Source organism: Comamonas sp. 14P8.1.4 (assembly GCF_057799285.1).
On the sequence record NZ_JBYOKN010000003.1, the window covers coordinates 80,892 to 107,476 of the forward strand.

Genomic DNA, 26,585 nt, shown 5'->3' on the forward strand with positions numbered 1-26,585 from the left:
GCAACACAACCGCTGCAGCGCGCCAACACCGCATTTTTGATATCTGCCTGCGTAATCCACACCTAGGTTTTCAGCACTTTAAGCTTATATTTTCTGGCACATACCGCAGCGTCATACAGGGTCTGCGCCCTTGCTGCGGGCCAGGCGGGCTGCCTAAGATGGGGGCAGCCCTCCCCCTCCAGCCGCTCGACAGCGCTCCGTACCGCTTCACGCCGTTCCACGCCCATGCTCATCCTTAGCCAGCCCCAGACCGAACACCACCTGCCCTTCCCCGCCTTGCTGATGGCGCTGGAGCGCATGTTCATCGAAGGCTGCGAAGTGCCGCTGCGCCACAACCACGCCATCACCGGCGCGCAGGAAGCGGACAGCGGCATCCTACTGCTCATGCCCGCCTGGCAGCAGGGCAAGCGCCTGGGCGTCAAAACCGTCTCCATCTTCCCCGGCAACCACCGCTACGGCCTGCCCGGGCTGCACTCCGTCTACACCCTGTACAGCGCCTGCACCGGCCAGCCGCTGGCCATGCTCGACGGCGACACCATCACCGCACGCCGCACGGCCGCGGCCTCGGCACTGGCGGCACGCTGGCTCAGCCGGCCCGATGCGCGGCGCCTGCTGGTGGTGGGCACAGGTCGCGTCGCCAGCCTGCTGCCCCATGCCTACCGCTGCGTGCGCCCCGTGGAGCGCGTGGATGTCTGGAACCGCAACCCCGCCAGCGCCCACGCCCTGGTGGAACAACTGCGCGCCCAGGGCATGGCCGCGCAGCACGCCCCCGATCTGGAAGCCGCCGTGCGCCGCGCTGACATCGTCAGCTGCGCCACCCTCTCCACCACCCCGCTCATCCACGGCGAGTGGCTGCAGCCGGGCACCCACCTGGATCTGATTGGCAGCTTCACCCCCGCCATGCGCGAGAGCGACGGCCACTGCCTGCGCCGTGCCACCGTGTTCAGCGACACCACCGAGGCCCTGCTCAAAGCGGGCGACCTGCTGTCCGCCATCGACGAAGGCGCCTGGGCCAGCGACCAGCTGGCCGCCACGCTAGAGCAGCTGTGCCGCCACCAGCACCCGGGCCGCCGCAACGCGCAAGAGATCACGCTCTTCAAATCCGTGGGCACTGCGCTGGAAGACCTGGCCGCCGCCTCGCTGGCCTACGATGGCTACAGCCCCACCAGCGCCTGAACGCCCTGCGCGGGCACCCGTGCACCGCTGCGCCAGCGCAGGGAACTCCTGGGCACCTGGCGTTACTTACTCCGCATTCCTCTGGTCTTTTGCGGAGCCACCATGCATGCACACATCACAGCCCTTCTCCAACAATTCACCCAAAGCATGGGCATTGCGGACTTCGCGCTGAATGCAGAAGGCTATGCCTGCCTGGAGTTTGATGAGCTGCTCGTCAACTTTGAGCACGTGGACCACACCGACACCCTGCTGATCTACGCCGTCATGGGCACCGTGCCGCCCATCCCCACTGCGGCGCTGTATGCCCAGCTGCTGGAGGCCAACTTCTTCTTCAACGGCACCGCAGGTGCCACGCTGGGCCTGGATAAAGAAGCCGGGCTGGTGGTGCTGACCCAGGTGCTGGAGTGCAACGGCAAATCCCCCGAAATGTTTGAGCGCTGCGTGGAAAGCTTTGTCAACGTCGCCCAGCAATGGAGCCAGACACTGCTGGCCGCCCACCTGCAGCCCGCCAGTGCCGATGCCGCTGCTGCCGCCCCTGCGCCGTCGGCCCCGCACGCAGACCTGGGAACCGCCAGCTGGATTCGCGGCTGAGCCCGCTCCGCCATCCTTTTTGTTGACGGAGCCATCGCCATGTCCATATCTCTCAACACCTTTGTCCACACCGCTACGCAGCACACCCACGTCAAACTCGACAACCAAGGCGAGCTGCAGTCCCAGTCGCGTCTGGGCGCACTGTGGGGGCGCGTCACCTCCTGGCTGCCCGGGCGCAGCGACGCGCAGATCAACCAGTCGGCCAAAAACAGCTTCAAAGCATCGCTCACGCAGCAGTTCGGCAGCCAGATTGCCAACCAGGTGCTGCAACAAAACGGCCTGCATACGGGGGACCACAAACCCCTGCGCAGCCGTGATGTACGGCAGGCCGTGCGCCAGGCCATTGTGCTGCAGGCCCAACAACCCAACGCGTCGACCCAATCCTTGCCACAGCAGGCCATCGCGGCCCAAAAGGCCATGCTCCAAGCCAACCGCAATGTGGGACTGGCGATGAACGCGCACCGCCAGACGTTCAAAGTCTGGTTTCAGATGAGTACGTCACCCAGCAAATACTCGCCCGCACAAATTCAGCAAGCGCGCCAGAACAATGACAACGCCAGGCTCGCCAAAGACCAGGCCCTGGGCCAACTGCACCAGGCCACGCACAACGCTACCCAGATACACACACTGACCGGCTTGCTGCCCCAGTTATTCAAGGCCGAAGGCGTGGCCGTCCCCCTGCATGCGCAGGACATCGTTCAGTTTGATGCCAACGTGCAAGCCGTGCGCGATACGGCCATCCAAACGGCGCTGCGCGAAAGCGGCCTGATGTAGAGACCTGTTTTGTTTTCCCCTGTACCGGCACCGGGGCTTGCCCGGGTTCTGGTATTTTTGGTAGCTGCTAACGCTTATCACACGGGCGTTAGCAGCTTTTTTTATGCCTAAAACTAGCGCTTAAGCTGGCTGAATCTGCGCAGCCGTCACCACCACTTCAATCAAATACCCGGGGTTGATGGCCGGTGCCACCACCGTCGCACGGGGCGGGGTGTGGCCAGGCACCACCCACGCATCCCAGACCTCGTTCATCACCGTGATGTCCGCCGCATCGCGAATAAAAATCTGGCACGACAGCATGTGCGCCTTGCTGCTGCCCGCCTCGGCCAGCAGGCGCTCTACATGGCCCAGCACCTCTTGCGTCTGTACCCGCATATCCGCGCCGGGGTTGTTTTCAGGAATCTGGCCTGCCAGATAAACGGTGCCGTTGTGAATGGCGATTTCAGACACGCGCTTGCCTACGTAGTGGCGGGTGATGGGGCCGGAGGTCGACATGCTCATACAAAAAACTCGCTGATCCAACAAAACCCCAAGGGTAAACCATGTGCGAGCAGGCATCGCCCACCCGCACCACAAAGTGCAGCCTAGTGCTGCCCCTGCTTTAGAACTGGTGACGCAAGCCTACCGACAAGACCTGGAAATGATCCATATTGCCCACCCACAGCGCAGGCATGCTGTGCATGTTCAGCAGGTCTTGGTGGCCATACTGCACATACAGCTTGCTGCGTCGGCTGAGGTTGTAGTGGTAGCCCACCATCCACTCGGTAGCACCCAGGCCATTACGTTCAGAGACTGTTGCGTCTTCATAGTATGAATGACCGGTACGGCGGCCAATGCTGGCGTGCCACTCCGACGCACCCTGCACATACTTGGCCGCCACGCGCAACACCTTGCTGCGGCGATCGGAGTGACCGTAGTTCACCCCGTTCGAAGCGTCTTTGCGCTGCTGGTAATACGCCCCCAGTGCCCATGTACCGTTGTCGTAGCTGGCGCGTACGCTATAGCTTGCATCACGGGTCGTATCACCCCACACCGTGTCTTTGTTGCGGTACAGGTTGTAGCCCAACCCCAGCCCCCAAGGCCCCTGCGCGTAGCGCAGGGCGGCATCGACCTCACCACGGAGCTTCAACGTAGCACCGTTCAGCACCTTTTTTTCACCAAAAGCGTATTGCAACTCGCCCGTCCACCCACCCAAGGAGGCGCTGCGCACAGCCAGCACATTGCCACGTGGCGTGTCAGGGTAGGCAAAGCCGTCGCTCAAGGCCGTGCCTTCATCGGTGTGCCACTGAATAGCCTGCGCCGTTGCCTCATACGATGCAGACTTGAACGCGCCCAAACGCAGCGTCCCCCAGCTGCTGCTCACATACAGTTCGCTATGGCGTTGGAAGGACAGCCCAGTGTCAGCGCCCCATTTATCGCGGCCCGCGCCGGTGTCCGCGTTGATGTCAGCCTCCAGCACCATCCCGGTCTTCAGGCCCGCACCCAAGTCTTCTTGCGCACGCAAACCGATGAAAGAGCCATTGGACTGCAGACCGGTGACGTTGTGCCCGCCCAGCTTTTGGTATTCCAACGCCATGTTCACGCGGCCATACAGCTGCACGCTGCTTTGCGCGTTCACACAGGCCGCACTGCACACGGTGAGCGCGGCCACGGCCACGCGAGAAAGATAGGGGATACGCATCAAAAAAATTCCTTGAAATCAACAACCCCTGCATGGCTGCGCCGCGCTGCAAAGTGCTGCGCAGTTGTGCCAATTACAGGGGGGATCAATGTATGGGGGCAAGCGACAGCTTCGGGACAGCCGGTACTGCTGTCAGCTCGTACACAAAGCTACGCCTTCTGCCTCATGTCGCCAATCACTGAAATCAGTGATATTTCGGTCTCCAGACCGATATCTGGTGTGCAACGCTGGTTTTTTTGGAATTTTGGTGTTTTTTTTAGGGTTTTGCGCTGATGCAGCAAGCGCTGGCAGCTATGAAAAAATCCTTCTGGCACAACCCAGAAGGCTTTTTAGTTTTCAGCTTGTTGGCGGCTTATTCCCAGCCAAGTTCACGCATTTGGTTGTGCTCGCCGGGGTAGCTCCAAGCGCTGACGGTAGACGACTGGGCATCGTCCTTCGCAATGGGGCTTACAGCAGAGCAAGCAGTCAAAGCAGCCACGGCTGCGCACAAGAAAGTCCAACGAATCAGCATGGCACATGCACTCCAAAGATGAGGGAAAACAAGGTGAGCGACTTCGCTCAAAGCTTAGGGTTTTTACCTATATTTATTGATATTGGCTGGCGGTGCCTGGAGAAAGCGCTGGGTTAATTCCACCCATTCTGCAGAGGGTTTATGGGTGTTTTTGGGGTGTAAGGCTTATGTAGCAAGCGCTGATAGCTATTGGTTTTTTAGCTTTTTCCGGGTATTTGATCTTCGAGCCCGCTTATCGCGCGGCGGCGACTTACTTTCCTTTGCTTGCCCAAAGCAAAGTAAGCAAAGCAAAGGGCACCCTGCTACCTGCGTTGTTCCTGCGGTGCTTGCCTGCGGGGTGCGCCGCAGAACTCGCTGCACGGCTGCGCCGTTCCGCTCAAACAACTGCGGCGAGTCAGATTACGCAGCGTGTGTGCCACTCGGCACACACGCCACCCCACAAGCTGCGCGCCTCGGCGCAGGTAGAAGGGATGAGAAATAGGTTTGCGCGCTGAATATTTATAGATTTTTGATGGCTGCTAGCGCTTTCTAAATAAGCGCTAGAGGCCATTTTGATGCTTAACGCTTTGGATACGCCTTGCGGATTCTTGGCGGCAATGCAAGCCTGAAATCGAATTGCATAGCAAAAACAACGCGCTGCTAGGCAATTACTGCTGGGGTTTCTAGACTGTCATGTAAGACAAATCCTGCAACCCTTACGAGGCGACATGGCCAAGTTTCTCAACACCTCCGCCACCAACTACTTCCTCGAAGAACTCATCAAAAGCGCCAAAGACCGCTTGGTGCTGATCAGCCCCTTCCTCAAGCTCAATGACCGCATGAAAGAGCTGCTGGAAGACAAAAACCGCTTGAAGATTGATGTGCGCATCGTCTACGGCAAAAGCGAGTTGCAGCCACTAGAGCTGGAATGGCTCAAAGCGCAAAGCTATATCCGCACCAGTTTTTGCAAAAACCTGCATGCCAAGTGCTACCTGAATGAGTCGGACGCGATTGTTACCAGCCTGAATCTTTACGAATTCAGCCAAATCAATAACAACGAGATGGGCATCCTCATCCGCCGCGAGGACGACGCTGAACTCTACAAAGACACCTACGAAGAAGCGCAACGCATCATCCGCATCAGTGACGAAGTCCGCATCAGCATGGAACGCGTCAGCACCGTGGACGAAGCCACCGCCGCCAGCGACAGTGCCGATGCATCTGACGACGAAGCCCGCCCCAGCGGCAACGGCCCGCAAAAACTCTCCACCTCCCGCATCGCCCAGAAGCACGGCATGAAAACCGGTGAATGGTTGGCCAAGGCGGTGGCCGTGCAATTACTGACCGCAGAAAACGGACGCCATTACCTCACTCCAGCAGCCAAGCAAGCTGGGATTGAGTTTGTGGCGAAGTCCAAGTTTGGGCCTTATTTTTTGTGGCCTGAGGATTTTAAAATTTGATTTAAATGCATACTCAAAATGAATGAATTAAATATAACCAAAAGACAAATTAAAGACATTTACTCCAGATACGGATTTATTGAAGAAAAAACTTACGACGAAGATAACGTAATAGTTTTCTCACTTAAAGCAGGTTATTTTTCAAATATAGACATAATACCTATATCCATCAATTATTGTCATAAAAAAGCTTTCAGCGATTTCACACAGTTAGGGTATGCGTGCACCGTAAGAGAATATACTGATCCAGTAAATGTAGAAAGAAATTTATTTAATGGTTTTTTTTCCATAGATTCAAATAAAAAAAGACTAGAGCAAGATTATGAAAGATTTACATCATCTATTGTAAAAAATTACGATGAAAATGCATCGTACGAATACTTAACGTCTCCATATACGATTGACGGAAAGAGTGGAGAAAAAGGATTAGTTGAAGAAATTTTACAAAAAATTAAAATAAAAAAACCAATATTAATTCTTATCGAAGCTGCTGCTGGATTTGGAAAAACATGTGCATCCTACGAATTAGTTTCGAAAATAAATTCAATGGAAGGAAAGATTCCACTTTTTGCAGAGCTATCAAGAAATAGACAGGCCAGAATTTTCAAACATATTTTATTAGATGAAATAGATAGAACCTTTCCTTTGCTATCCTCTAGATTGGTTCAGCAAGAAATTTTAAATGGCAGAGTCGTCACTATCTTAGATGGTTTTGATGAACTTCTAAGAGATGGTAGTGAGATTAACGATTTCAATAACAGAGAACCAATGTTAGAGACAATCGGAGAATATTTAAAAAATAATGCCAAAATAATTCTTACAACACGACGAACTATTCTTTTCGAAGGTGATGAATTTCACAAATGGGTTGAGAAGAATGAAACAGAATTTGAGTTAGTCAAAATAAAAATAAGTGAACCACGTATTAAAGACTGGTTAGATTATGAAAGACTTGAAACACTCAAATCAACTGGAATTGAAATAGACAATATTGCGAACCCTGTACTCTTATCGTTTTTAAGATGTATTCCACTAGAAAAACTTAAGAACATATGCAATGACCCAGAAAATATTGTCGAAAGCTACTTCACGTTCATGCTAGAACGTGAAAAAGTTAGACAAGAATTATATCTAGATATAGAAAGTCAAAACATCGTACTAGAAAATATTGCAGGAGACATGATCGATTTTCAATATAAATCAGAAGAAAGAGAATATATTGTTTCCTTAATTCTAGAGAAAAATTCAAACCTAATCGATAAAGCAATAAAAAACTACCCACCTCATAACAAACCGACAAGAGACGAAGTTGCAAACAAACTAGCCAGCCATGCTTTGCTAGATAGAAGTTCACGAAATCCCAACAAAATTGGTTTTGTGAATGAATTCGTTCTTGGAAATTATGTAGCCAGAAATATTCTTAAGCAACGTGAATGGCTTAATGATGACTGGAGTTTCTTAGAGCCTGCGCTTTTAGCTTATAGCCCTAGATCAAATAGCACAAGAACTAAGCTTTGGAAAAAATTAGAAGAATCTTCAAAATTTTTAAACTACACCAACAGATCAATAACAAATTTAACTCTTAAGAAAAATTATGATTTACCAATCGAAAATGGAGAAATAGAATCAATAGAATTAAAAAATGTATTTGTTGGAGAAAATTATATAAAAAACACGATCTTCAATGAGTGCACTTTTAACACCTGTGAATTAGATTTATCAAAAATAGTGCACACAACATTTCTAAATTGTAGATTTTTTAATTGCACAATAATTAGCAAAACAAAAAATGACTCCATTTATTTATTGGCCCCTGATGGGGATGCCGCTTTTATTTCTCAGTTAAGAGAGCTTATTCGCTCAGAAACTCTAGAAGACACACCAGAACAAGAAAAAATCAACGAAGCAGAGAAATTCGTTCTAGAGAAGTTTTGGCCCAAAGGAAGAGACACAATCACATTCAAGCATCGTCCAATAAAAGGCATCTGCACAAATAATGGATATATCTCACCAGAAAATTTATACGAAGCTATATTTTCTCTAAAAAGAAAACAAATTCTTCTGGAACCAAGATCTTCTTCTTTTGTAGAAATCAACTTTGAAAAAACAATAGAAATAAAAGAATTATTAGGCAGATAAAAATGGACAGCGAATACAAATATATAGCAGAAGAAATCCGAAGAGATATAGAAAACCACTTAGAAACTTGTGGAATTATGTGTAGAGTTTTCGGCAGGGGCAAAGCAAATGAATCATTAATGCAAAAAATTAAAAAAAATCCTGAAAAATACAGTTTAAATGGAAAAAAAATTCAAGATGCTATCGGCATTCGCGTAGTTTTATATTTTTTCGAAGATATAAAAAATGTAAAGAAAATATTAAGCTCAAAATATAATTACAGAGAAGAAGATTCAGCCATAGATACACCTAAAGGTGAAGAATTCTCTGTTACTAGGTATAACTTAATTTTTGATTGCAATAATCACAATAAATCAGCCGTAATCAGCATTAGAAATAACAATCCAATCGATACTACTTTTGAAGTTCAAATTCGCAGTGTTTTATCCGAAGGCTGGCATGAGGTAGAGCATGACATGCGGTATAAGCAAAAAAGCTTTTGGGACTCTAGTCCTGATTTATCGCGATCATTAAATGGTATTGTTGCAACGTTAGAGACAAGCGAATGGGGTATGAAAAAAATATTTGATGATTTAGCATATCGCCATTACAAGCAAAAAAACTGGAAAGCAATGCTATTGTTTAAACTTCGATTAAGATTAAGTGAAGAATTTAATGAAAATTTGAATAAGATTTTTACTGCAAACAACGAGGTAGCAAAAAAATTTTTACGTCTCGAAAGAGAAAAAATCATAGACGCTTTTTGCCGCTCCTCCCTTAGAATTCCAGTTAGCATCAGCAATTGTGTATTTATTTGGAATCTAATTAGTGCAAACAACCAAGAAATAATAAATTTAACACCAAACTTGATTATAGAAAACTACAAAAATAACCAAGAAAACAATATTGAACAAAATGAATTTAAAAAATATGATGAATCTTCATCTGTGAAAATATTGGCCATTTAAATGAAATATTAAAAAAAGGCTGTTAACCTCAAGATAGTTAACAGCCTTTTTAGCCTCTAGCGCTGATCCAGCAAGCGCCACCAGCTATCAAAACAAAGAAAACTTACTCCGCCCGGAAAATCCCCGTGGGCTTGAACGTCCACCCCGTGGTCTTGCCCTTGGCGCCGCGCTTGCCCAGTGCGGCATTCAGCGAGCGGATCTCCAGCGACTCCTCCCGCTCCTTGCCGCCGCGGCCCACGCCGGTGATGCGCACGGAGCGGGTGTAGGCAGCGGCACCGACCAGGGTGTCCTGGTCCTCGACCTTCATCAGCTGCAGGCCGCGCCCGCCGGTCATGAGCTTGAGTTCGGACAGGGCATAGGTCAGCACATTGCCGCTGGCCGTCAGGCAGGCGACGTGGGTGGCGTCGGGCAGTTCCACGCTGCCGTTGGTGCCACCGATGACGGAGGGCTGGCACAGGGTTTCGCCGTCCTGGATGGTGACAAAGCCCTTGCCGCCCTTGTTGCGGGCGCACATGGATTCGACCTTGGCGATGAAGCCATAACCGCCGCTGCCACTGATGAGCAGTTGCGCGCTGACCGGGCCGGCGAAGTAGCTGGCGATTTTGCTGCCGGCTTCCAGGTCGATCAGGGTGTTGATGGGCTGGCCGTCGCCACGGCCGCCGGGCAAGGTGGCCACGGGCACGCTGTAGACGCGGCCGTTGTTGCCAAAGACGATGAGCTGGTCCACCGTGCGGCACTCAAACGTGCCCCACAGCTGGTCACCGGCCTTGAAGCTGAAGTTGCCCGCCTCGTGGCCGTGGCCCTTGTGCGTGCGCACCCAGCCCTTGTCCGAGATGATGACGGTGATGGGCTCGTCGGGCACCTTGATTTCGGCGGTGACTTTTTTCTCTTCCTGAATGAGTGTGCGGCGCTCGTCGGCGAAGGTTTTGGCGTCGGATTCGATCTCTTTGACCATCAGACGCTGCAGGCTCTTGGGGTTGGCCAGGATGTCTTGCAGCTTGCCTTCTTCTTCGCGCAGCTCGTTGAGCTCTTTCTCGATCTTGATCGCTTCGAGGCGGGCTAACTGGCGCAGGCGAATTTCCAGAATATCTTCGGCCTGGCGGTCGCTCAGGTCAAAGCGGGCAATCAGCGCGGCCTTGGGCTCGTCGCTCTCGCGGATGATGGCAATCACCTCGTCGATGTTGAGCAAGACGATCTGGCGGCCTTCCAGAATGTGGATGCGGGCCTGCACCTTCTCCAGGCGGTGCTGCGAGCGGCGGGTGATGGTGGTCTGGCGGAATTCCACCCACTCTTGCAGCATCTGGCGCAGCGACTTTTGCACGGGCTTGCCATCCAAGCCAATCATGGTCAGGTTGATGCTGGAGTTGCTCTCCAGGCTGGTGTGTGCCAGCAAGGTGGTGATGAGGTCTTGCTGCGGGGTTTTGCCGGTCTTGGGCTCGATCACCAGGCGCACGGGGGCGTCTTTGCTGGATTCGTCACGCACGCCGTCCAGCACGCTGAGGATGGTGGCCTTGAGCTGCTGCTGGTCTTGCGTGAGGGCTTTTTTGCCGGTCTTGACCTTGGGGTTGGACAGCTCCTCGATCTCTTCCAAGATTTTCTGGGCCGAGACGCCCGGGGGCAGCTCGTTGACCACCATTTGCCACTGGCCGCGCGCCAGGTCTTCAATGGTCCAGCGGGCGCGTACTTTCAGGCTGCCGCGGCCGGTGCTGTAGGCGTGGCGAATGTCGTGCGTGCTGCTGATGATCTGGCCGCCACCGGGGTAGTCGGGGCCGGGGATGAGGGCAAACAGCTCGTCATCCGTCAGCGCAGGCTTTTTGAGCAGCGCCACGCAGGCATCGGCCACTTCGCGCAGGTTGTGGCTGGGGATTTCCGTGGCCATGCCCACGGCAATGCCGCTGGCACCGTTGAGCAGCGAGAACGGCAGGCGCGCGGGCAGCTGGCTGGGCTCTTGCGTGCTGCCGTCGTAGTTGGGCACGAAGTTGACCGTGCCTTCGTCGATTTCATCGAGCAGCAGCGTGGTGATTTTGGACAGGCGCGCTTCGGTGTAACGCATGGCGGCGGCGCCGTCACCGTCGCGGCTGCCGAAGTTGCCTTGGCCGTCGATCAGCGGGTAGCGCTGGTTGAAGTCTTGCGCCATACGCACCAGGGCATCGTACGCCGACTGGTCACCGTGCGGGTGAAAGCGGCCCAGCACATCACCGACCACGCGGGCCGATTTGACGGGCTTGGCGGCCGTGTTGTTGTTGGTGCCCGAGTAGCTCAGGCCCATGCGGTCCATGGCGTACAGAATGCGGCGCTGCACGGGCTTCATGCCGTCGGCCACATCGGGCAGAGCACGGCCCTTGACCACGCTGAGCGCGTATTCCAGGTACGCACGCTGGGCGTACTGGCCCAGCTCCAGCGCGTCGCCGGCGGCCTGGGTGGCCAAGTCCAACAAAGGCGGCTTGGCCGGGGGTTGTGCGGGGGTGGAAACTTCTACTTCGGCTTCAGGTTGGTCGTGATCGCTCATAGTTTCTTAGTTCTTGGCAGCAGTGGTGGGCGTCTCCTCCAACGCCCTGGCCCTGCTGGGTTGACTGGTGCGGCAGCGCAGATCAGGGATTGCTGTCTGCGACTGCGGGAATGGTCATGCGCAGGCGGTGGTCGTCCGCCGGGCTGTGCGTCAGCCGTGCGTTGCCGCCATACAGGCTGATGCCGGGCTCGGCAAACAGGGTGGGTTGCAGGCTAGCGTACAGGGTCATCACGGTTTTGACGTAGTTCTGGGTTTCCTTGAAAGGCGGAATTTTGTTGCCATAGCGTTGTACCGCCCCTTCGCCAGCGTTGTAGGCGGCCACCACCAGGTCGGTGCGGCCGGGAAACAGGCTTTGCAGGTAGCGCACATAGCGCGCGCTGACAGGCACGTTGATGGCCGGATCTTTGAGCTTTTGCGTGATGGTGCGTTTGCGATCGCCCTCCACACCAAAGCGGGCAGCGGTGTCGGGGATGACCTGCATCAGCCCTATCGCGCCCTTGGGCGAGACGGCCGAGGCGTTGAAACCCGACTCTGCCGTGGCAATGGCTTTGAGCAATTGCTCATCCACGCCCACTTTGTGGGCCGCAGCCTGAATGTGTTTGGCATGCAGCTTGTAGCCGCTGCTGTTGGCAAAGTAGCGCGTGGCAGCGTGGCGGTCTTTTTCAGACGCCAGGGCCAGCTGGTTGGCCGCATTGCGGATGTCGACAAACAGCGGGCCGTCACCGGGCTCCAGGGTGGTCATCGAAAAGCGCTGGTAGCGCGCATCGAGCTGTTCCTGGGCATAGTGCAGCACGCCGTCGTTATCCACAAAAAACCAGGTTTGCGCCTGTGCCAGTGAAGCACCAGCCACCACCCCCACCGCGCAGGCTGCGCGCGCCAGCCAATGCGGCAACCGCCCCAGTGGGCGGCGGCAGACATTGACTATGGCTATGAGGGGTGAAGAGGTGTTAGTCATCACTCACATTTAAGCACCACTGGCGCAATGCCCCAAGTGCCACACCCTACCGCCGTATCGAGATTCGGCGCTGACCACCCGCGCTTGCCAGCGCAGGCGTGCCCAGGTGCGAGGCGCTGGCGCATGCCGCGTGTGCAGATCAAATGTCCACTTCCACAGCGTCGCCGTGCACTTCCATCAGCTCGCGGCGCGAGGCGGCTTCGCCTTTGCCCATGAGCTGGTCGAAGATTTCGGCCGAAGCCGCCGCATCCAGCCCCTGCACCTGCACGGGCAGCAGGCGGCGCGTGTCCGGATTGAGCGTGGTTTCCCACAGCTGCTCGGCATTCATCTCGCCCAAGCCCTTGAAGCGGCTGATCTGGCACTTCTCACGCGGCACGCCTTCCTTGGCGGCTTTGTCGAGGATGGCGTTGAGTTCACCCTCATCCAGCGCATACACCTTCACAGCAGGCTTTTTGGCGCGTGCTGGCACGTCCACGCGGAACAGCGGCGGCAGCGCAATGTGCACATGGCCGGCTTCAATCAGCTTGGGGAAGTGCTTGAAGAACAGCGTGAGCAGCAGCACCTGGATGTGCGAGCCGTCCACGTCCGCATCGCTCAAGATGCAAATCTTGCCGTAGCGCAGGCCGGACAGGTCGGGCTCGTCATGGGGGCCGTGGGGGTCGACGCCAATGGCCACGGAAATGTCGTGCACTTCGTTGTTGGCAAACAGGCGATCGCGATCGACCTCCCAGGTGTTGAGCACCTTGCCGCGCAGGGGCAGCACGGCTTGGGTGGCCTTGTCACGCCCCATCTTGGCCGAGCCACCGGCGGAGTCACCCTCCACCAGAAACACTTCGTTGTCGGCAATGTCACGGCTTTCGCAGTCGGTGAGCTTGCCGGGCAACACGGCCACGCCGCTGCCCTTGCGCTTTTCCACCTTCTGGCCGGCCTTTTGGCGCACTTGCGCGGCCTTGATGGCCAGTTCGGCCAGCTTCTTGCCGTGCTCGACATTGGCGTTGAGCCACAGCTCCATGGCGGGTTTGACAAAGCCAGAGACCAGACGTACGGCGTCGCGGCTGTTGAGCTTTTCCTTGACCTGGCCCTGGAACTGCGGATCGAGCACCTTGGCCGACAGCACAAAGCTGGCGCGTGCGAACACGTCATCCGGCATGAGCTTGACGCCCTTGGGGCACAGCGCATGCAGCTCGATAAAACCCTTGACGGCCTGGAACAGGCCGTCGCGCAGGCCGCTTTCATGCGTGCCGCCTGCGGTGGTGGGAATCAGGTTGACGTAGCTCTCGCGCATGGGCGCGCCGAGTTCGGTGAACGCCAGGCACCATGCGGCACCTTCGCCTTCGCTGAAGGTGTCATTGTGCTTGTCGGCATAACCTTCGCCTTCGAGCAAAGGAATGACCGGGTCAGCGTGGAGCGTTTGCGACAGATAGTCTTTGAGGCCGCCCTTGTACTGCCACTGCTGAACGTCTTTGTTCTTTTCGTTGGTGAGCGTGACGCTGACACCGGGCATGAGCACGGCTTTGGAGCGCAACAGGTGCACCAGCTCATGCATGGGCAGGTTGGCGCTATCAAAATATTTAGCGTCGGGCCATACGCGCACGGTGGTGCCTTGCTTGCGGTCACCGCTGGCCATGGTGCGGGTGGTCAGGGGCTCGACCACATCGCCGCCCGAAAACGCCAGGGTGGCGACCTTGCCGTCGCGGTGCACCGCCACTTCCAGGCGGGTGGACAAGGCATTCGTCACCGACACACCCACGCCGTGCAGGCCGCCGGAGAAGCTGTAAGCCCCGCCGTTGCCCTTGTCGAACTTGCCGCCCGCATGCAGACGGGTGAAGACCAGTTCCACCACGGGGGCCTTTTCTTCGGGGTGCAGACCAAAGGGAATGCCACGGCCATCGTCTTCCACACTGACAGAGCCGTCGGTGTGCAAGGTGACCTTGATTTTCTTGCCGTATCCGGCGAGGGCTTCGTCCGCCGCGTTGTCGATCACCTCTTGCAGGATGTGCAAGGGGTTGTCGGTACGGGTGTACATGCCAGGACGCTGCTTGACGGGCTCCAGGCCCTTGAGCACGCGGATTGAGCCTTCCGAATAGGCGGATGCAGAAGTAGAGGGTTTAGCTGCCATGGGGGCGGATTGTAGTTCCGGCCACAGCTCAGTGCTGGATAAATTCACAGTAACCAATCGCGGACTCCGGCTAGCGCAAAACATCCATCGTGCCATCCGATGGCGGGTTTGCGCAATGCGTATCCCGCATGTTGCAGCTTTTCGCGAAGCATTTCGCTACATTGCTGCCCATGCAAAACCAATTACAACCATCGTCCCCTGCCCGTTTGCCCATGCTGCAAGTGCTGCTGTGCGGCGGCCTGATCGTCACCCTGGCCATGGGCATTCGCCACGGCTTTGGTCTGTGGCTGCAACCCATTACGCAGGACATGGGCTGGACGCGCGAGAGTTTTTCACTGGCGATTGCCATTCAAAACCTCTCGTGGGGTGTTTTTGGTATTTTTGTGGGCATGCTGGCCGACCGCATTGGCGCCTTCAAGGTGCTGATTGGCGGGGCTGTTCTGTATGCCCTGGGGCTGGCCGGTATGGCACTGGCCCCGACCACCTTGCTGTTTGCCGTGTTCGCCGGTCTGGTGATTGGCGCCGCCCAAGCGGGCACCACCTATGCCGTGGTCTACGGTGTGCTGGGGCGGCAGATTCCTGCCGACAAGCGCAGCTGGGCCATGGGCGTGACGGCGGCGGCAGGCTCCTTCGGGCAGTTTTTCATGGTGCCGGTGGAAGGTGGTCTGATCAGCGCCTTTGGCTGGAGCAACGCGCTGCTGATTCTGGCTGTGATGGCGCTGATCATCTGCGTGCTGGCTTTTGGCCTGCGTGAGCCGGGCTTTGCCAGCGGTGCAGCGCCCCAGCGCGAGCAGACGATTGCTCAGGCACTCAAAGAAGCCTGGACCACGCCCAGCTTTGTCTGGCTGACGGCGGGCTACTTTGTCTGCGGCTTTCAGGTGATGTTCATCGGAGTGCACATGCCCAGCTACCTCAAGGACTTTGGCATGGCCCCGCACGTGGCCAGCATCGGGCTGGCGCTGGTGGGGCTGTTCAACATCTTTGGTACCTACCTGGCGGGCAACCTCGGCCAGAAATACCCACTGAACAAGCGCCATGTGCTGGCGGGCATTTACGGCATGCGCTCGGTGGTGACGGTGCTGTTCCTGCTGGCGCCGCTGTCGCCCTGGTCGGTGTACATGTTTACCGCAGCCATGGGCTTTCTGTGGCTGTCCACCGTGCCACTGACGAATGCGACGATCGCCCAGATTTTTGGTGTGCAGCACCTGTCCATGCTGGGTGGCTTTGTGTTTTTCAGCCACCAGATTGGCAGCTTCATGGGCGTGTGGCTGGGCGGCTATCTGTACGACCTGAACGGCAACTACGACATGGTCTGGTACCTGTCCATCGCCCTGGGTGTGTTTGCCGCCCTGGTGAACCTGCCGGTGAACGAATCCCCCTTACAGCGCAAGCAGCCCGTGGCTGCGACGTAAGATCAGCGCCATGACCCCACACCCAGATGCCCCCATGGCCACGCCACACCCCCTGCCCACATGGCAGCGGGTGCTGATCTGGGCCGTGGTTCTGGCCGTGCTGCTGGCGGTGTTTGCCCTGTACACACGCCCGGAATTCATGCGCACACTGGCAGACCAGATTTGGGCCTGCTTCTAGCGCGGCACTAGCTAGGGAGGTCCATAACGCACACCTTTTAGCTTCATGCTCAAGGAACCTTTCGACGGCGCCCGTTACTCAATTGCTCAACTGATCCACCAGCGACCAACAGGGGCAAGTAGCCATGAAAGCATTCATCAGTCCAGTATTGCAAGATTTTGGTAGGTCCATGGGTATCGAGGGACTCCGGCTCGATGACCAAGGGCATTGCCTGCTGACATTCGATGATCAGCAAGTGCACTTACAAACTTCACCCAGCAGCCCGCAAATGATGCTCTACGGTGCGGTAGGCTCTCTGCGTGACCCCAACAGTCCACCTGTTCAATTGCTCTCACGCATGATGGCTGCCAACTACGGTGGTCTTGGCACTGAAGGCCACACTCTGGGCATTCACCCTAAGACTGGTGAAATCATGCTATCTCGGCGCATTGATGCCCGACACATGGAGGTCAACGATCTTGAAACCTCTTTCGAGGCCTTCCTGCGCGTGGCCGAGCAGGCACGTGCACTAGTTTCCACCAACACCGCTGCTCCGACTCCCATACCAGATGAATCCCTTTTTTCCTTGATGAGCCAAGGCAGAGTTAGCCATCTCGCATAACCCAGATAGATGGCTGCGTGTTATTGCACACTGCACTTAAAAAAAGGGATTCAAGTTTTAAACATTGGAGTAGTCGTTAGATTTTCTCATTACCGTTCGGAAGCCCCTCCTGCTCATAAGCCGGGGGCAGATCCCCATAGGCTGGAGGAAGAGCATCTCCTTCATATGCGGGTGGTAGATCCCCATAGGCTGGAGGAAGAGTTGTGCCCTCATATGCGGGCGGCGGATCCCCATAGACCGGAGGATGCGCGCCCTCTTCCAAAGCAGTAGATGAAGCCTCATAGGAAGGAAGCTCATCATCAGAACCTATCTGATTTGCAGTTTCTCTCGATTCGCCCAAGAAACCTTCCAATGTTTGTGGAACAACCACATCTTCCGAGGCAGCTAGAAAACTATCTAACGTCTGGCTAGCAAGCAATTCTTCCGTATCCCCTAAAAAATTGTCCAGCGTCTGAGTAGGCTCGGAAAGCCTAAAGGTGTCATCAACGAGTAATGAACTGACATTGTTTGCCAACAATGCAGCAAACGCAGGGTTCATTCCCGTGTTTGGAAGCCCATGCCCTTCATAAGTCGGAGATTGCGCACGCCCCTCTGAAGCAGAAAACAGCGTCCCATAGGCCGGTGGGCCATCATCATCTTTACCGGGAAACGAGGCTCTCGAATCTAAGGCGCGAGAATCTCCTACGTTACCGCCGCCACTCGACTCACCCAAGAAGCTGTTCAATGTCTGGGAAGGCTCTGTAAGTTTGAACGCATCGTCAACATGCGATGAATTGGAATTATTCGCCAACGATGCACTAAACGCTGGAACTGCCCCTGTATTTGCTCCAGAAATCCAATTAAAAAACCGTCTGAATACACTAGAAGTTGATGTTACTGACTGGCCATCAGCGTTTGCTGGAACTTGGCTGTCTTGAGCATCTTGATCAACTCTGCTGATACCCGTGTACTGCTGAACAGGTGTTCCGCCCACATTGTTTGTCACCATGGCGCATGCCTCTCTTGATTCCCCAAAAACGGATGAGATGGGATACCAATAAGTAACAATAGGACGCGATGAGTTCCAACCGCTAACCTTATCGCTGTACGAAATTTATTCCCGCTGCAAGGTTCAGCGGTTTATTCCACCTCAATGAGCACTTCACCTTCATTTCCCCCAAACAGCCAGCTCATAGTTTCTAGTTGGGTCCGCCAATGGACACATTTACTCTTTGAAAATGGCAAAGTTTTAGACATTGCCTGTGGCCAAGGTAGGCACATGCAGTGGCTTGCAACACACGGACATACCGTAACAGGAGTAGATCGCTCTGCAGATGCAGTACAGGCGGCCTGTTCATTTGGCAAGGTGCTACAGGTCGACATCGAAAATGCCCCCTGGCCTCTGCCAGGTCAGCAGTTTGATGCGGTGGTGGTGACCAACTACCTGTGGCGCCCGCTGTGGCCACAAATACTGTCCAGCGTGCGGGCAGGCGGCGTGCTGCTGTACGAAACCTTCGCCCAAGGCAACGAGCACTACGGCAAGCCATCCCGCCCGGATTTTTTGCTGGCACCGGGTGAACTGCTGCAGGTATGTGCAGGCTGGCACATCGTGGCCTACGAGCATGGCTTGCGCAGCCAGCCCGACCGCGTCGTGCAGCGCATTGCTGCCATCTGCCCCGGTGGCGAGTACACGCCACGCGCACTGCCCTGAACGCCTGGCAACGCTGCACCACCGCCCTGCAGCGCAGCCCAAGGGGTTGCACTTGCTTACGACTAAAGCGGCAGGCATGACGCGGGGCCACGCAGCGCTGCACTCCGCTCTGGTGCCAAGATCGTGCGCCCCTCCACGCCCCATATCCCGTCTCTCTGTCCTTCCCCCGCTGCAACACGCCCCATGCCCCGCTACGCCCTGCTACTTGCCCACGATGAATTCCCCACAGCCACCACCGATTGGCCTGCGGAGCCCGGCGGCGCTTGTGATGGCTGGGCGGAATGGTTTGATCACACACCACTGCTGTTTCAGCTGCTGCTGGGTGATGCACAGCAATTGCCGTTGCTGGTGCCCTGCAGCGCCTACCAGGACAAAGAGCACCCCTCGGCTCTGGCAGCCCCCATGGAGAGCGTGAAAGAGCGCTGGCAGTGGTTGAAAAAGCAGATGGCGCCATGGGCCGGGCAATGGCCTGCGTCCATCCAAAAACAATGGCAAGCCATTGACGCCACCATCACCTCTAGCACCCGCCAATGGCTACTGCTGGACTGCGCTACGCTGTGCCCGCACGACTTTGACGAACCGGAATTCACCACCTTCTTGCACGCCCTGCGCGATCAATGCCTTTTATGGGATTGCAGCGCAACCAGCCTGCCTGAATCGCTACAAAATTTGCATCAATCACCGGATTCGCAACTGGGCTGGTGGAGCCCGGCGGTGATCGCCCGCACCGAGGTCATCGAACGCGCCAACGACGATGACTGGCCGGCCTGGCTCCAAGACCACTATGTGGAGCGCTACCACGGCGCCTGGGATGAGGAGGTAGACACCTACTACGTGATGCCCAAGATCCACCCGCGCACCGGCGCCAAGTTGCCGGGCGAAGACGAGCGTGAAGATTGGCCCGTGGGCATGGTCACCCCGTATGGGCGCTGGCTGCTCAAGCCCTTGGAAGGTGCCAGCATGGCGTATGCATCCGGGGGCTACATCAGCGTGCGCTATCCAGAGGCTGCGCCGGGCGAAGGCGCCCCATCCGGCCTCAAGGACTTGAACGGTGTCTGGGTGATTCCGCGCAGTGCGGGCTACCGTGATGCCTATGCCGTCACCCCGCATGTCATGGTCTGCCAAAACCCCCAGGTGCCAGGCCGTGAAGACCTGCGCAGCCTGCCGGGGCTGGAGTTGCTGCACGAAGCGGTTTTCCAGGTGGAATACAACCCGGAAGGTGATGGCGTTCTGCGCGCCTCGGCAGGCGACCACCAGTTTCCCCAGATATTGATGCTCAACACCCGGGGGCAGCCTTTGTTTGACAGCAGCCGCTACGAGCGCGTCAACGCCTTTAATGCCAAGACCGGTTTGGCCGTGGCCACCGTCCGCGTACCCACCACCGACGCCAAAGGTGAGCCCTACAGCCAAACCTACGAAGGCGTGCTGCACATCAGCGGCCGAGAAATCGTGCCTTGCGAGTTCGAGCTGATTGAGCGTGGCTTCAACGACTCGCCCCCCAAGGTCTTCCCCGGCAAGAAGCTGCTGGCCTTCACCCACGCGGGCGAACCCCGCATCTACAACACCCAGGGGCAGTTGCTGGCAGCCCCGGACATCTGGTGCCCACCGCTGAATCGGAACGTCAAAAACCACGCACTGCTGACCTTCCGGGGAGAACGACCGGACGCAGAAATGGGCATGTTCTCCATCAAGGACTACAGCTTCACCCCCACTGGGGAGAGCTGGCAGGAATACGCCGATGCGCTGCGTGGCGTTTTTCGCCGCCTGACCGAGCCTGCTGCCACTAGCACGGTCACGCGCCAGACGCTGATCGATGGCGAAGACCCGCACTGGATGCACGCTGTGGCCGAAGTACTGTCACTGGGCGATGCGGCAGAAACCGCAGACTTGCTGCAGCAATGGCGCGAATGCGTGGCCAACCCGGACCCGGACGATCTGGGCTGGGACAGCGATGAAGACGAGTTTGACCCCGACCATATGGAGCTGCCCGCCGACGAAAACCTGCTGACACTGTACTGGGTGCACCTGCAGGCCATTGCCACGCACTTTGCCCACATCGACTGGAAAGACGCTACATCACTGGCCAACAGCACCTGGCTGCCCGGCGCACAGGACTGGCAATGGGACCACGCCAGCGAAGGCGACGGGATCAGCGACGGTTTTGCCAGCCTGGCGCAGCACTTGGCGCCCCAAGGGCTGGCATTGGTGCACCTGGCCACCGACGGCGACTCGCGGTGCTTTGGCGTCGTGCGCAGTGCCGATGTACCGCAGTGGCTGGATTTGCTAGATCAAGCGGTGCGACGCACCTGGGTCGAAGACGTCGAAGTGGCACCCTGAAGCGCCCTCACCACGGTTGGGCTGCGGCTTTGCGAAGGCTTGGCACGATGGCAGGCACTGCGCCGGCCCAGCGGGCGAGTGCAAAGGGCGGCAACGTGGTTTTACCTGACTGCCTAAAAGCAGAGCACTTTGTGCAAGCTTGGCGGAACTTTTGCTGCAATTTCGACCTCTATCGCAGGTGTAAACAGCGCTCAATGCTCTGTTTTTTCAAACATCCTGTGACACCGTGTCTTGCTCTGTGCCGGCTTTCACGTCTGCATGCATAAAACGCACGCAGCAAATGCAGGCACAGTCGTTAGAATGCACTTTTCCCGTTTTCTCTTGCGGTCATGACCTCATCTACAGTCGCCTTGAAAGGCAGCATCGTCGCCCTTGTCACCCCCATGCACGAGGACGGTAGCGTCGACTACCCCAGCCTGCGCAAACTGATCGACTGGCACGTTGCCGAAGGCACCCACTGCATTGGCGTCGTGGGCACCACGGGCGAGTCGCCCACGGTGAATGTTGAAGAGCACTGCGAGATCATTCGCGTGGCCGTGGAACAGGCCGCAGGCCGTGTGCCCGTGATGGCCGGTTGCGGTGCCAACAGCACCCACGAGGCCATTGAGCTGGCCAAGTTCGCCAAAAAGGTGGGCGCCGACAGCCAGCTGCAAGTAGTGCCTTACTACAACAAGCCTACGCAAGAAGGCCAGTACCAGCACTTCAAGGCCATCGCCGAAGCCGTGGGCGACCTGCCCATGATGCTCTACAACGTGCCTGGCCGCTCCGTGGCCGATATGCAGCACGACACCGTGCTGCGCCTGGCGCAAATTGACTCCATCTTTGGTATCAAAGAAGCCACCGGCAACATCGAACGTGCGCAATGGCTGATTCGTGATGTACCTCAAGGTTTTGGCGTGTACTCCGGCGATGACCCTACTGCCGTAGCCCTGATGCTGGTGGGCGGCCACGGCAATGTGTCCGTCACCGCCAACGTGGCGCCCCGCCTGATGAGCGAGCTGTGCACGGCCGCACTGGCTGGCAACATCCAGCGCGCCATGGAAATTCAGTTCAAGCTGATGCCGCTGCACAAGCAGCTGTTCGTCGAAGCCAACCCCATCCCCGTGAAGTGGGCAGTCTCCCGCATGGGCCACTGCGGCGGCACGCTGCGCCTGCCCATGACCGAGTTGTCAGCCGCGCACCAGCCTGTGGTAGAAACCGCGCTGCGCAATGCTGGCTTGATTTAATCGCACTGCTTTTTTGTCTTTGCATCACCCGAGGAATTTCCGCGTGAAAGTGACCCAAACTACTGCCCGCCTCAGCCTGATTGGCCTGGCTGTCGCACTGTCCGCCTGCTCCATCGTCGAAGAGAGCAAGATCGACTACAAAAGCGCCAAGAAGGCCAGCACGCTGGAAGTCCCTCCAGACCTGACACAGCTGACCAAAGACACCCGCTACACCGCTGCACCAGACCGCTCGGTCTCTGCCGTGGCGCTGCAAGCTGGCCAGGCACAGGTACCCACCGTGGAACGCGCCGCCCCCCTGCAAGTGGGTGATGTGGAAATCAAGCGTGATGGCGACAAGCGCTGGCTGGTGGTCAGCCGTCCTGTCGACCAGCTGTGGGAACCCACCCGCGAATTCTGGCTGGACCACGGCTTTAACCTGTCGCAAGAAAAGCCCGATCTGGGCATCATTGAGACCGATTGGGCTGAAAACCGCGCCAAGCTGCCACAGGACATCATTCGCTCGACCCTGGGCAAGGTGTTCGACTCGCTGTACTCCACCAGCGAGCGCGACCGCTTCCGCACCCGCCTGGAGCGCCGCGCCGATGGCAAGACCGAGATCTACGTGACGCACCGCGGCATGGAAGAGGTCTACAGCAACAGCAACAAGGACGCCACCATCTGGCAGCCCCGCGCAGCCGATCCAGAGCTGGAAACCGAATTCCTGCGCCGCCTGATGATCAAGCTGGGCACGACCGAAGAGCAGTCTCGGGCCTTGGTCGCCGCCGATAAGGCCACCACCGTACAGAATGCGGCCACCGCCAAGGTCGCCACCGTCAATGGCCAGCCTGCTGTGCAGCTGGAAGAGCCGTTTGACCGCGCATGGCGCCGTGTGGGCGTCGCACTGGACCGCACCGGCTTCACCGTGGAAGACCGTGACCGCTCCAAGGGCGTGTACTTCGTGCGTTATGTCGCACCGAATGCAGACACCGAAGCCAAGAAGAAGGGCTGGTTCAGCGGCTGGTTCAGCTCCAAGCCCGAGAACAAGCCCGGTCAGTACCAGATTGCCGTGCGTGGCGAGGGCAACCAAACCCAAGTCACCGTTCTGGATGCCAAGGGCCAGCCCGAGACCACCCAAGCGGCTCAGCGCATCGTGCGCGTGATTGCCGAAGAACTGAAGTAATTCAGCGCTCTCTCCAAAAAACCGCTCGCCGCTTGGCTGAGCGGTTTTTTTATGTCCGTAGTTGCGTCACCGATCAGACACTGCATCTGTGCTCAGCCTCCGGCACTTGCTTGCCGCTCCACACGCCTGCCGGCTCGGTCATTGCGCAGGACAAAGAAAAACCCGCTGTGCTTGCGCACAGCGGGTTTTTCTATCATCACACCCGGTATGCACCGGGCCGTGCTGAATTACTTGTTAGCTTCGATAGCGGACTTGGCAGCGTCAGCAGCCTTGTCAGCTTCAGCCTTCACTGCGTCAGCAGCTTGTTCCACCTTCTCAGCAGCTTGCTCGACCTTTTCAGCGGCTTGATCAGCCAAAGGTCCTGGAGCAGCTTCAGTTGCAGGAGCTTCCACAACAGGAGCGGCAGGAACTTCAGCAGCAGGAGCTGGTGCTTCGACAGCAGGAGCAGCAGGCGCCACAGGAGCTTCTTCCTTCTTGCCGCAAGCGACCAGAGCAGCAGAAGCGATAACGGTAGCCAAGATGAAAGCGTTCTTCATATCTATACCTCTAAAGGTTGAGAAAGGTTTGCAGTAGCACGCACATGCGCACTGGGTCTGCGGCCAGCGTGGCACCCGAAATGGGCATCGTATTTACGCTGGCTTCTCTCCCTCAACGCCGACGTTACAACTCTGGTTTACAGGGTTTGACGCCAGAGTTTGTAACAATATGTATATTTACGCGTTCGTGCTGTCCGCCCAGCCCGCATCCACCCACTCCGACAGCAATTCCAGCGCGTCATCGCTGAACTGCTGTACCTCACGGTGGCTGAGCATGCGTTCATCGGCCAACTTTTGCATGAGCTTGGCGTCTTTGCCGCCTGCCAGATAGCTCTCGCCGTTGATGAAGATGTGCTTGGCGTCATACATCATGCGGGTGCGACGGTTCAAGCGCACGCCTTCAATCATGGCGAAGCCTTCAGCCGGCTCAAACCAGACGTTGGACTTGGGGTCGGTCATGTACTCGCCCAATGCACGCTCCAGCGCCAGGGGCTCTGCCAGGGCTTTTTTCAGTGCTTCGCGGGCAAAGTCATACATGTCAGCCGGAATCAGACCAGGAGTGGCCACCGCGGCTTGCTTGGGATCCTTGTAGACCACATCCTTGGGGCATTCGTCAGGGGCGTCCGACATGCGAAGGAAGATCTCACGCGCCATTTCGTCCTGTTTGGGCGAGCGGAAACCAACGGAATACGTCATGCACTCGCCTTCGGCAATACCGTCGTGCGCCCACTTAGGGGGCAAATACAGCATGTCACCGGGCTCCAGCACAAACTCTTCTTCAGGCTCGAAGTTCGTCAGAATCTTCAGCGGCACACCTTGCTGCAAGCTGAAGTCCTTCTGGCGGCCAATGCGCCAGCGGCGCTTGCCGTGGGCCTGCAGCAAGAACACATCGTAGTTGTCGAAATGCGGGCCCACGCCACCTTGGTCGGTGGCGAAGCTGATCATCAGATCATCCATGCGTGCATCGGGAACAAAACGGAATTGCTGCAGTAACTGGTGGGCCGCTTCGTTGTGCAAGTCCACCCCTTGGACCAGGGCTGTCCAGCCTGGCTTGGCCAGCGAAGGCAGCTTGCGGCGGGGGAACGGGCCGTGCGAGAGCTTCCACTGCCCACCACCCAGTTGCTCGATCAAACGTGCTTCCACGCCCTCTTCCCCTGCCAAAGCCAGCAGTTGTGCACGGTTCAGGAGAGGCTTGAAGCCGGGAATGGCCTGACGGATCAAGAGCGGCTTCTTGTGCCAGTATGTCCGCATGAATTTCTCAGGCGAAATACCACCGAGCAAAGCGATAGGAAGTGTGGTGTCCATGGATGTAAAGCAAGCAAAGATTCAAAGAAACAGCCCGTATTGTCGTATGCCCACCTCCCGGCGGCTTGACCCAGCACAGCTCAACCATAGAAGCACCCGGCCTATGGCCCGCGCTCAAGCCGCTGCTGCGGCCTTGCTAACCTTGACCCGAATGGCGCGAAATTCGCTCGGTGACAGGCCGGTATACGCCTTGAACGCACGGCTGAAATGCGCGCTGCTGACAAAGCCGCAGCCCATGGCCACTTCCGTGATGGTGCGCGCGCTCAGCGCTGGCAACAGCAGCTCCCGCATGCACAGCTCCAGGCGGCTTTGCTGGATAAAACTACCCAAGCTGGTCTGGCTGTCGGCAAACGCATTGTGCACATGGCGTTTGCTGCAATTCATGGCCAGAGCCACGCTCTCGACCGACAAATCCGGCTCGCGCAGATGGCTGCGCACATGGGCGCAGATACGGTCTTTCAGCGCCAGTTGCTGTGTCATGGCGGTGGACTGGCCCATCAGCTCCTGCAAGGACAGAGACACCATGTCCACCAGCAGATCCCCGGCACGCAGCGCCACGTGCGGAGCCATGGCCGGCAGCTCCTGGTAGGTGCTGCGCATGGTCTCCAGCGCAATCCGGGCCATGCCGCTGCTGCCCCCCACGTTGCGCCCCATCAATCCTTCCAGGCGAATGCCGCGCTCCACAATGTCTTGTTTGGGCAGCATGACGATCAGGTGCTCTGACCAGACGGGGTTGGCAACCTCATAGGGTAAGGAGGTGTCATAAATCACCCAGCTGCCATCGCGCGCGCAGGATTCCTGGCCGCTTTGCCGCACCGCCGCAATGCCTTCCCACGGGGCCACGATTTTCAAATAGTCGCCACTGCGGTCGTGCACGCCGTGCACGCTGCGCATCACTCGGTGGCGGCTGGCCTCCAGCCGGGTCATGACCACGCTGCCCGCATGGGCCACACGCAAATGGCCTTCAAACGCAGCGTCGCCATACAAATCGCTGTGCAGGCCATGGAAGACGTCGGCCATCCAGTCACGCCAGGCCTGGGCTGCCTCGCGCCCGCTGAGTCCATCCGTGCTCAAAGCCAAGCCCTGGGTCATTCACGCATCCTTTCGCTGTGCTCAGCCCCCGCTGCAGTGCGGGTCTAGCAAGCGCTCCATTGTGCGCATCTGCCTGGGTGAAACCACTGTTTTCCCTGACTTTGCGCCAAATCAAGGGAAAACCCCGCCCTCTGTGCGCAAACCATCAAACAGTTTGTGCACTGCTGGTCACGCCAAGGTGGGGCTGCGCTCCTAGGATCAATCCCAC

Annotated in this window: 23 protein-coding genes; 13 read left to right on the forward strand and 10 right to left on the reverse strand. The window is 56.8% G+C overall.

The genetic code is table 11. From position 1 onward, the window contains the following. Positions 1 to 225: 225 nt before the first annotated feature. The 3 genes from lhpI to AC27VO_RS07390 all read left to right on the forward strand — a co-directional run bounded on the left by lhpI (position 226) and on the right by AC27VO_RS07390 (position 2,541). The gene (lhpI, locus tag AC27VO_RS07380) at positions 226 to 1,176 is read left to right on the forward strand and encodes a bifunctional Delta(1)-pyrroline-2-carboxylate/Delta(1)-piperideine-2-carboxylate reductase (RefSeq protein WP_488666068.1); all 951 of its coding nucleotides are present in this window, start codon (positions 226 to 228) and stop codon (positions 1,174 to 1,176) included. Between the two features lie 102 nt (positions 1,177 to 1,278). After that, on the forward strand, positions 1,279 to 1,767 hold the full coding sequence (locus AC27VO_RS07385; protein ID WP_488666069.1) for a type III secretion system chaperone: 489 nt from the start codon (positions 1,279 to 1,281) through the stop codon (positions 1,765 to 1,767). 39 nt (positions 1,768 to 1,806) lie between these two features. After that, positions 1,807 to 2,541: a hypothetical protein gene (locus tag AC27VO_RS07390; protein ID WP_488666070.1), complete on the forward strand. Its 735-nt coding sequence runs from the start codon at positions 1,807 to 1,809 to the stop codon at positions 2,539 to 2,541. 120 nt (positions 2,542 to 2,661) lie between these two features. Here AC27VO_RS07390 and AC27VO_RS07395 read toward each other — a convergent pair whose 3' ends face one another. The 3 genes from AC27VO_RS07395 to AC27VO_RS07405 all read right to left on the reverse strand — a co-directional run bounded on the left by AC27VO_RS07395 (position 2,662) and on the right by AC27VO_RS07405 (position 4,733). Beyond that, positions 2,662 to 3,036: a RidA family protein gene (locus AC27VO_RS07395; protein ID WP_488666413.1), complete on the reverse strand. Its 375-nt coding sequence runs from the start codon at positions 3,034 to 3,036 to the stop codon at positions 2,662 to 2,664. 106 nt (positions 3,037 to 3,142) lie between these two features. Beyond that, positions 3,143 to 4,222: a porin gene (locus tag AC27VO_RS07400; protein ID WP_488666071.1), complete on the reverse strand. Its 1,080-nt coding sequence runs from the start codon at positions 4,220 to 4,222 to the stop codon at positions 3,143 to 3,145. 352 nt (positions 4,223 to 4,574) lie between these two features. Continuing rightward, positions 4,575 to 4,733: a hypothetical protein gene (locus AC27VO_RS07405; RefSeq protein WP_488666072.1), complete on the reverse strand. Its 159-nt coding sequence runs from the start codon at positions 4,731 to 4,733 to the stop codon at positions 4,575 to 4,577. A 707-nt stretch (positions 4,734 to 5,440) separates the two neighbouring features. On the opposite strand from AC27VO_RS07405, the gene AC27VO_RS07410 reads away from it, so the two are divergent. Genes AC27VO_RS07410 through AC27VO_RS07420 form a run of 3 tightly spaced genes read left to right on the forward strand, consistent with a single transcriptional unit; the run spans position 5,441 to position 9,258 of the window. Beyond that, positions 5,441 to 6,172, forward strand: a complete 732-nt coding sequence (locus tag AC27VO_RS07410) for a phospholipase D family protein (RefSeq protein WP_488666073.1) — start codon at positions 5,441 to 5,443, stop codon at positions 6,170 to 6,172. An 18-nt stretch (positions 6,173 to 6,190) separates the two neighbouring features. Further along, the gene (locus AC27VO_RS07415) at positions 6,191 to 8,311 is read left to right on the forward strand and encodes a hypothetical protein (protein WP_488666074.1); all 2,121 of its coding nucleotides are present in this window, start codon (positions 6,191 to 6,193) and stop codon (positions 8,309 to 8,311) included. A 2-nt stretch (positions 8,312 to 8,313) separates the two neighbouring features. After that, entirely contained in the window at positions 8,314 to 9,258 is a 945-nt protein-coding gene (locus tag AC27VO_RS07420; protein ID WP_488666075.1) for a hypothetical protein, read from the forward strand. A gap of 103 nt (positions 9,259 to 9,361) precedes the next feature. Here AC27VO_RS07420 and parC read toward each other — a convergent pair whose 3' ends face one another. The 3 genes from parC to AC27VO_RS07435 all read right to left on the reverse strand — a co-directional run bounded on the left by parC (position 9,362) and on the right by AC27VO_RS07435 (position 14,841). Next, positions 9,362 to 11,767 (reverse strand): DNA topoisomerase IV subunit A, encoded by a 2,406-nt coding sequence (gene parC, locus AC27VO_RS07425; RefSeq protein WP_488666076.1) that lies wholly within the window; start codon positions 11,765 to 11,767, stop codon positions 9,362 to 9,364. Positions 11,768 to 11,849: 82 nt separating this feature from the next. Continuing rightward, positions 11,850 to 12,722: a lytic transglycosylase domain-containing protein gene (locus AC27VO_RS07430; RefSeq protein WP_488666077.1), complete on the reverse strand. Its 873-nt coding sequence runs from the start codon at positions 12,720 to 12,722 to the stop codon at positions 11,850 to 11,852. 139 nt (positions 12,723 to 12,861) lie between these two features. Continuing rightward, positions 12,862 to 14,841, reverse strand: a complete 1,980-nt coding sequence (locus AC27VO_RS07435) for a DNA topoisomerase IV subunit B (RefSeq protein WP_488666078.1) — start codon at positions 14,839 to 14,841, stop codon at positions 12,862 to 12,864. Between the two features lie 170 nt (positions 14,842 to 15,011). On the opposite strand from AC27VO_RS07435, the gene AC27VO_RS07440 reads away from it, so the two are divergent. From AC27VO_RS07440 to AC27VO_RS07450, 3 genes are all read left to right on the forward strand, one after another. Beyond that, positions 15,012 to 16,253 (forward strand): MFS transporter, encoded by a 1,242-nt coding sequence (locus tag AC27VO_RS07440; RefSeq protein ID WP_488666079.1) that lies wholly within the window; start codon positions 15,012 to 15,014, stop codon positions 16,251 to 16,253. 10 nt (positions 16,254 to 16,263) lie between these two features. Continuing rightward, complete coding sequence (locus tag AC27VO_RS07445) at positions 16,264 to 16,431, forward strand: hypothetical protein (protein ID WP_488666428.1); 168 nt, start codon at positions 16,264 to 16,266, stop codon at positions 16,429 to 16,431. A 124-nt stretch (positions 16,432 to 16,555) separates the two neighbouring features. Beyond that, positions 16,556 to 17,032, forward strand: coding sequence for a type III secretion system chaperone (locus AC27VO_RS07450; protein ID WP_488666080.1), 477 nt, complete (start codon positions 16,556 to 16,558; stop codon positions 17,030 to 17,032). A 76-nt stretch (positions 17,033 to 17,108) separates the two neighbouring features. On the opposite strand, the gene AC27VO_RS07455 is transcribed toward AC27VO_RS07450, so the two are convergent. After that, positions 17,109 to 18,020, reverse strand: coding sequence for a hypothetical protein (locus AC27VO_RS07455; RefSeq protein WP_488666081.1), 912 nt, complete (start codon positions 18,018 to 18,020; stop codon positions 17,109 to 17,111). 144 nt (positions 18,021 to 18,164) lie between these two features. Here AC27VO_RS07455 and AC27VO_RS07460 point away from each other — a divergent pair, with 144 nt between their 5' ends. The 4 genes from AC27VO_RS07460 (at position 18,165) to bamC (ending at position 23,444) form a co-directional block, all read left to right on the forward strand. After that, positions 18,165 to 18,722 (forward strand): class I SAM-dependent methyltransferase, encoded by a 558-nt coding sequence (locus AC27VO_RS07460; protein ID WP_488666082.1) that lies wholly within the window; start codon positions 18,165 to 18,167, stop codon positions 18,720 to 18,722. A 183-nt stretch (positions 18,723 to 18,905) separates the two neighbouring features. Continuing rightward, positions 18,906 to 21,059, forward strand: coding sequence for a DUF6630 family protein (locus AC27VO_RS07465; RefSeq protein ID WP_488666083.1), 2,154 nt, complete (start codon positions 18,906 to 18,908; stop codon positions 21,057 to 21,059). A gap of 329 nt (positions 21,060 to 21,388) precedes the next feature. Beyond that, on the forward strand, positions 21,389 to 22,285 hold the full coding sequence (gene dapA / locus AC27VO_RS07470) for a 4-hydroxy-tetrahydrodipicolinate synthase (protein ID WP_488666084.1): 897 nt from the start codon (positions 21,389 to 21,391) through the stop codon (positions 22,283 to 22,285). Between the two features lie 49 nt (positions 22,286 to 22,334). After that, entirely contained in the window at positions 22,335 to 23,444 is a 1,110-nt protein-coding gene (bamC, locus tag AC27VO_RS07475) for an NlpB/DapX family lipoprotein (protein WP_488666414.1), read from the forward strand. Between the two features lie 227 nt (positions 23,445 to 23,671). Here the strand turns inward: bamC and AC27VO_RS07480 are convergent, their stop codons facing one another. From AC27VO_RS07480 to AC27VO_RS07490, 3 genes are all read right to left on the reverse strand, one after another. After that, positions 23,672 to 23,980, reverse strand: coding sequence for a hypothetical protein (locus AC27VO_RS07480; RefSeq protein ID WP_488666085.1), 309 nt, complete (start codon positions 23,978 to 23,980; stop codon positions 23,672 to 23,674). A 177-nt stretch (positions 23,981 to 24,157) separates the two neighbouring features. Further along, complete coding sequence (locus AC27VO_RS07485; RefSeq protein ID WP_488666086.1) at positions 24,158 to 25,285, reverse strand: JmjC domain-containing protein; 1,128 nt, start codon at positions 25,283 to 25,285, stop codon at positions 24,158 to 24,160. Between the two features lie 114 nt (positions 25,286 to 25,399). Then, a complete protein-coding gene (locus tag AC27VO_RS07490; protein ID WP_488666087.1) occupies positions 25,400 to 26,377 on the reverse strand; it encodes an AraC family transcriptional regulator in 978 nt (325 codons plus the stop codon). Between the last annotated feature and the right edge of the window lie 208 nt (positions 26,378 to 26,585).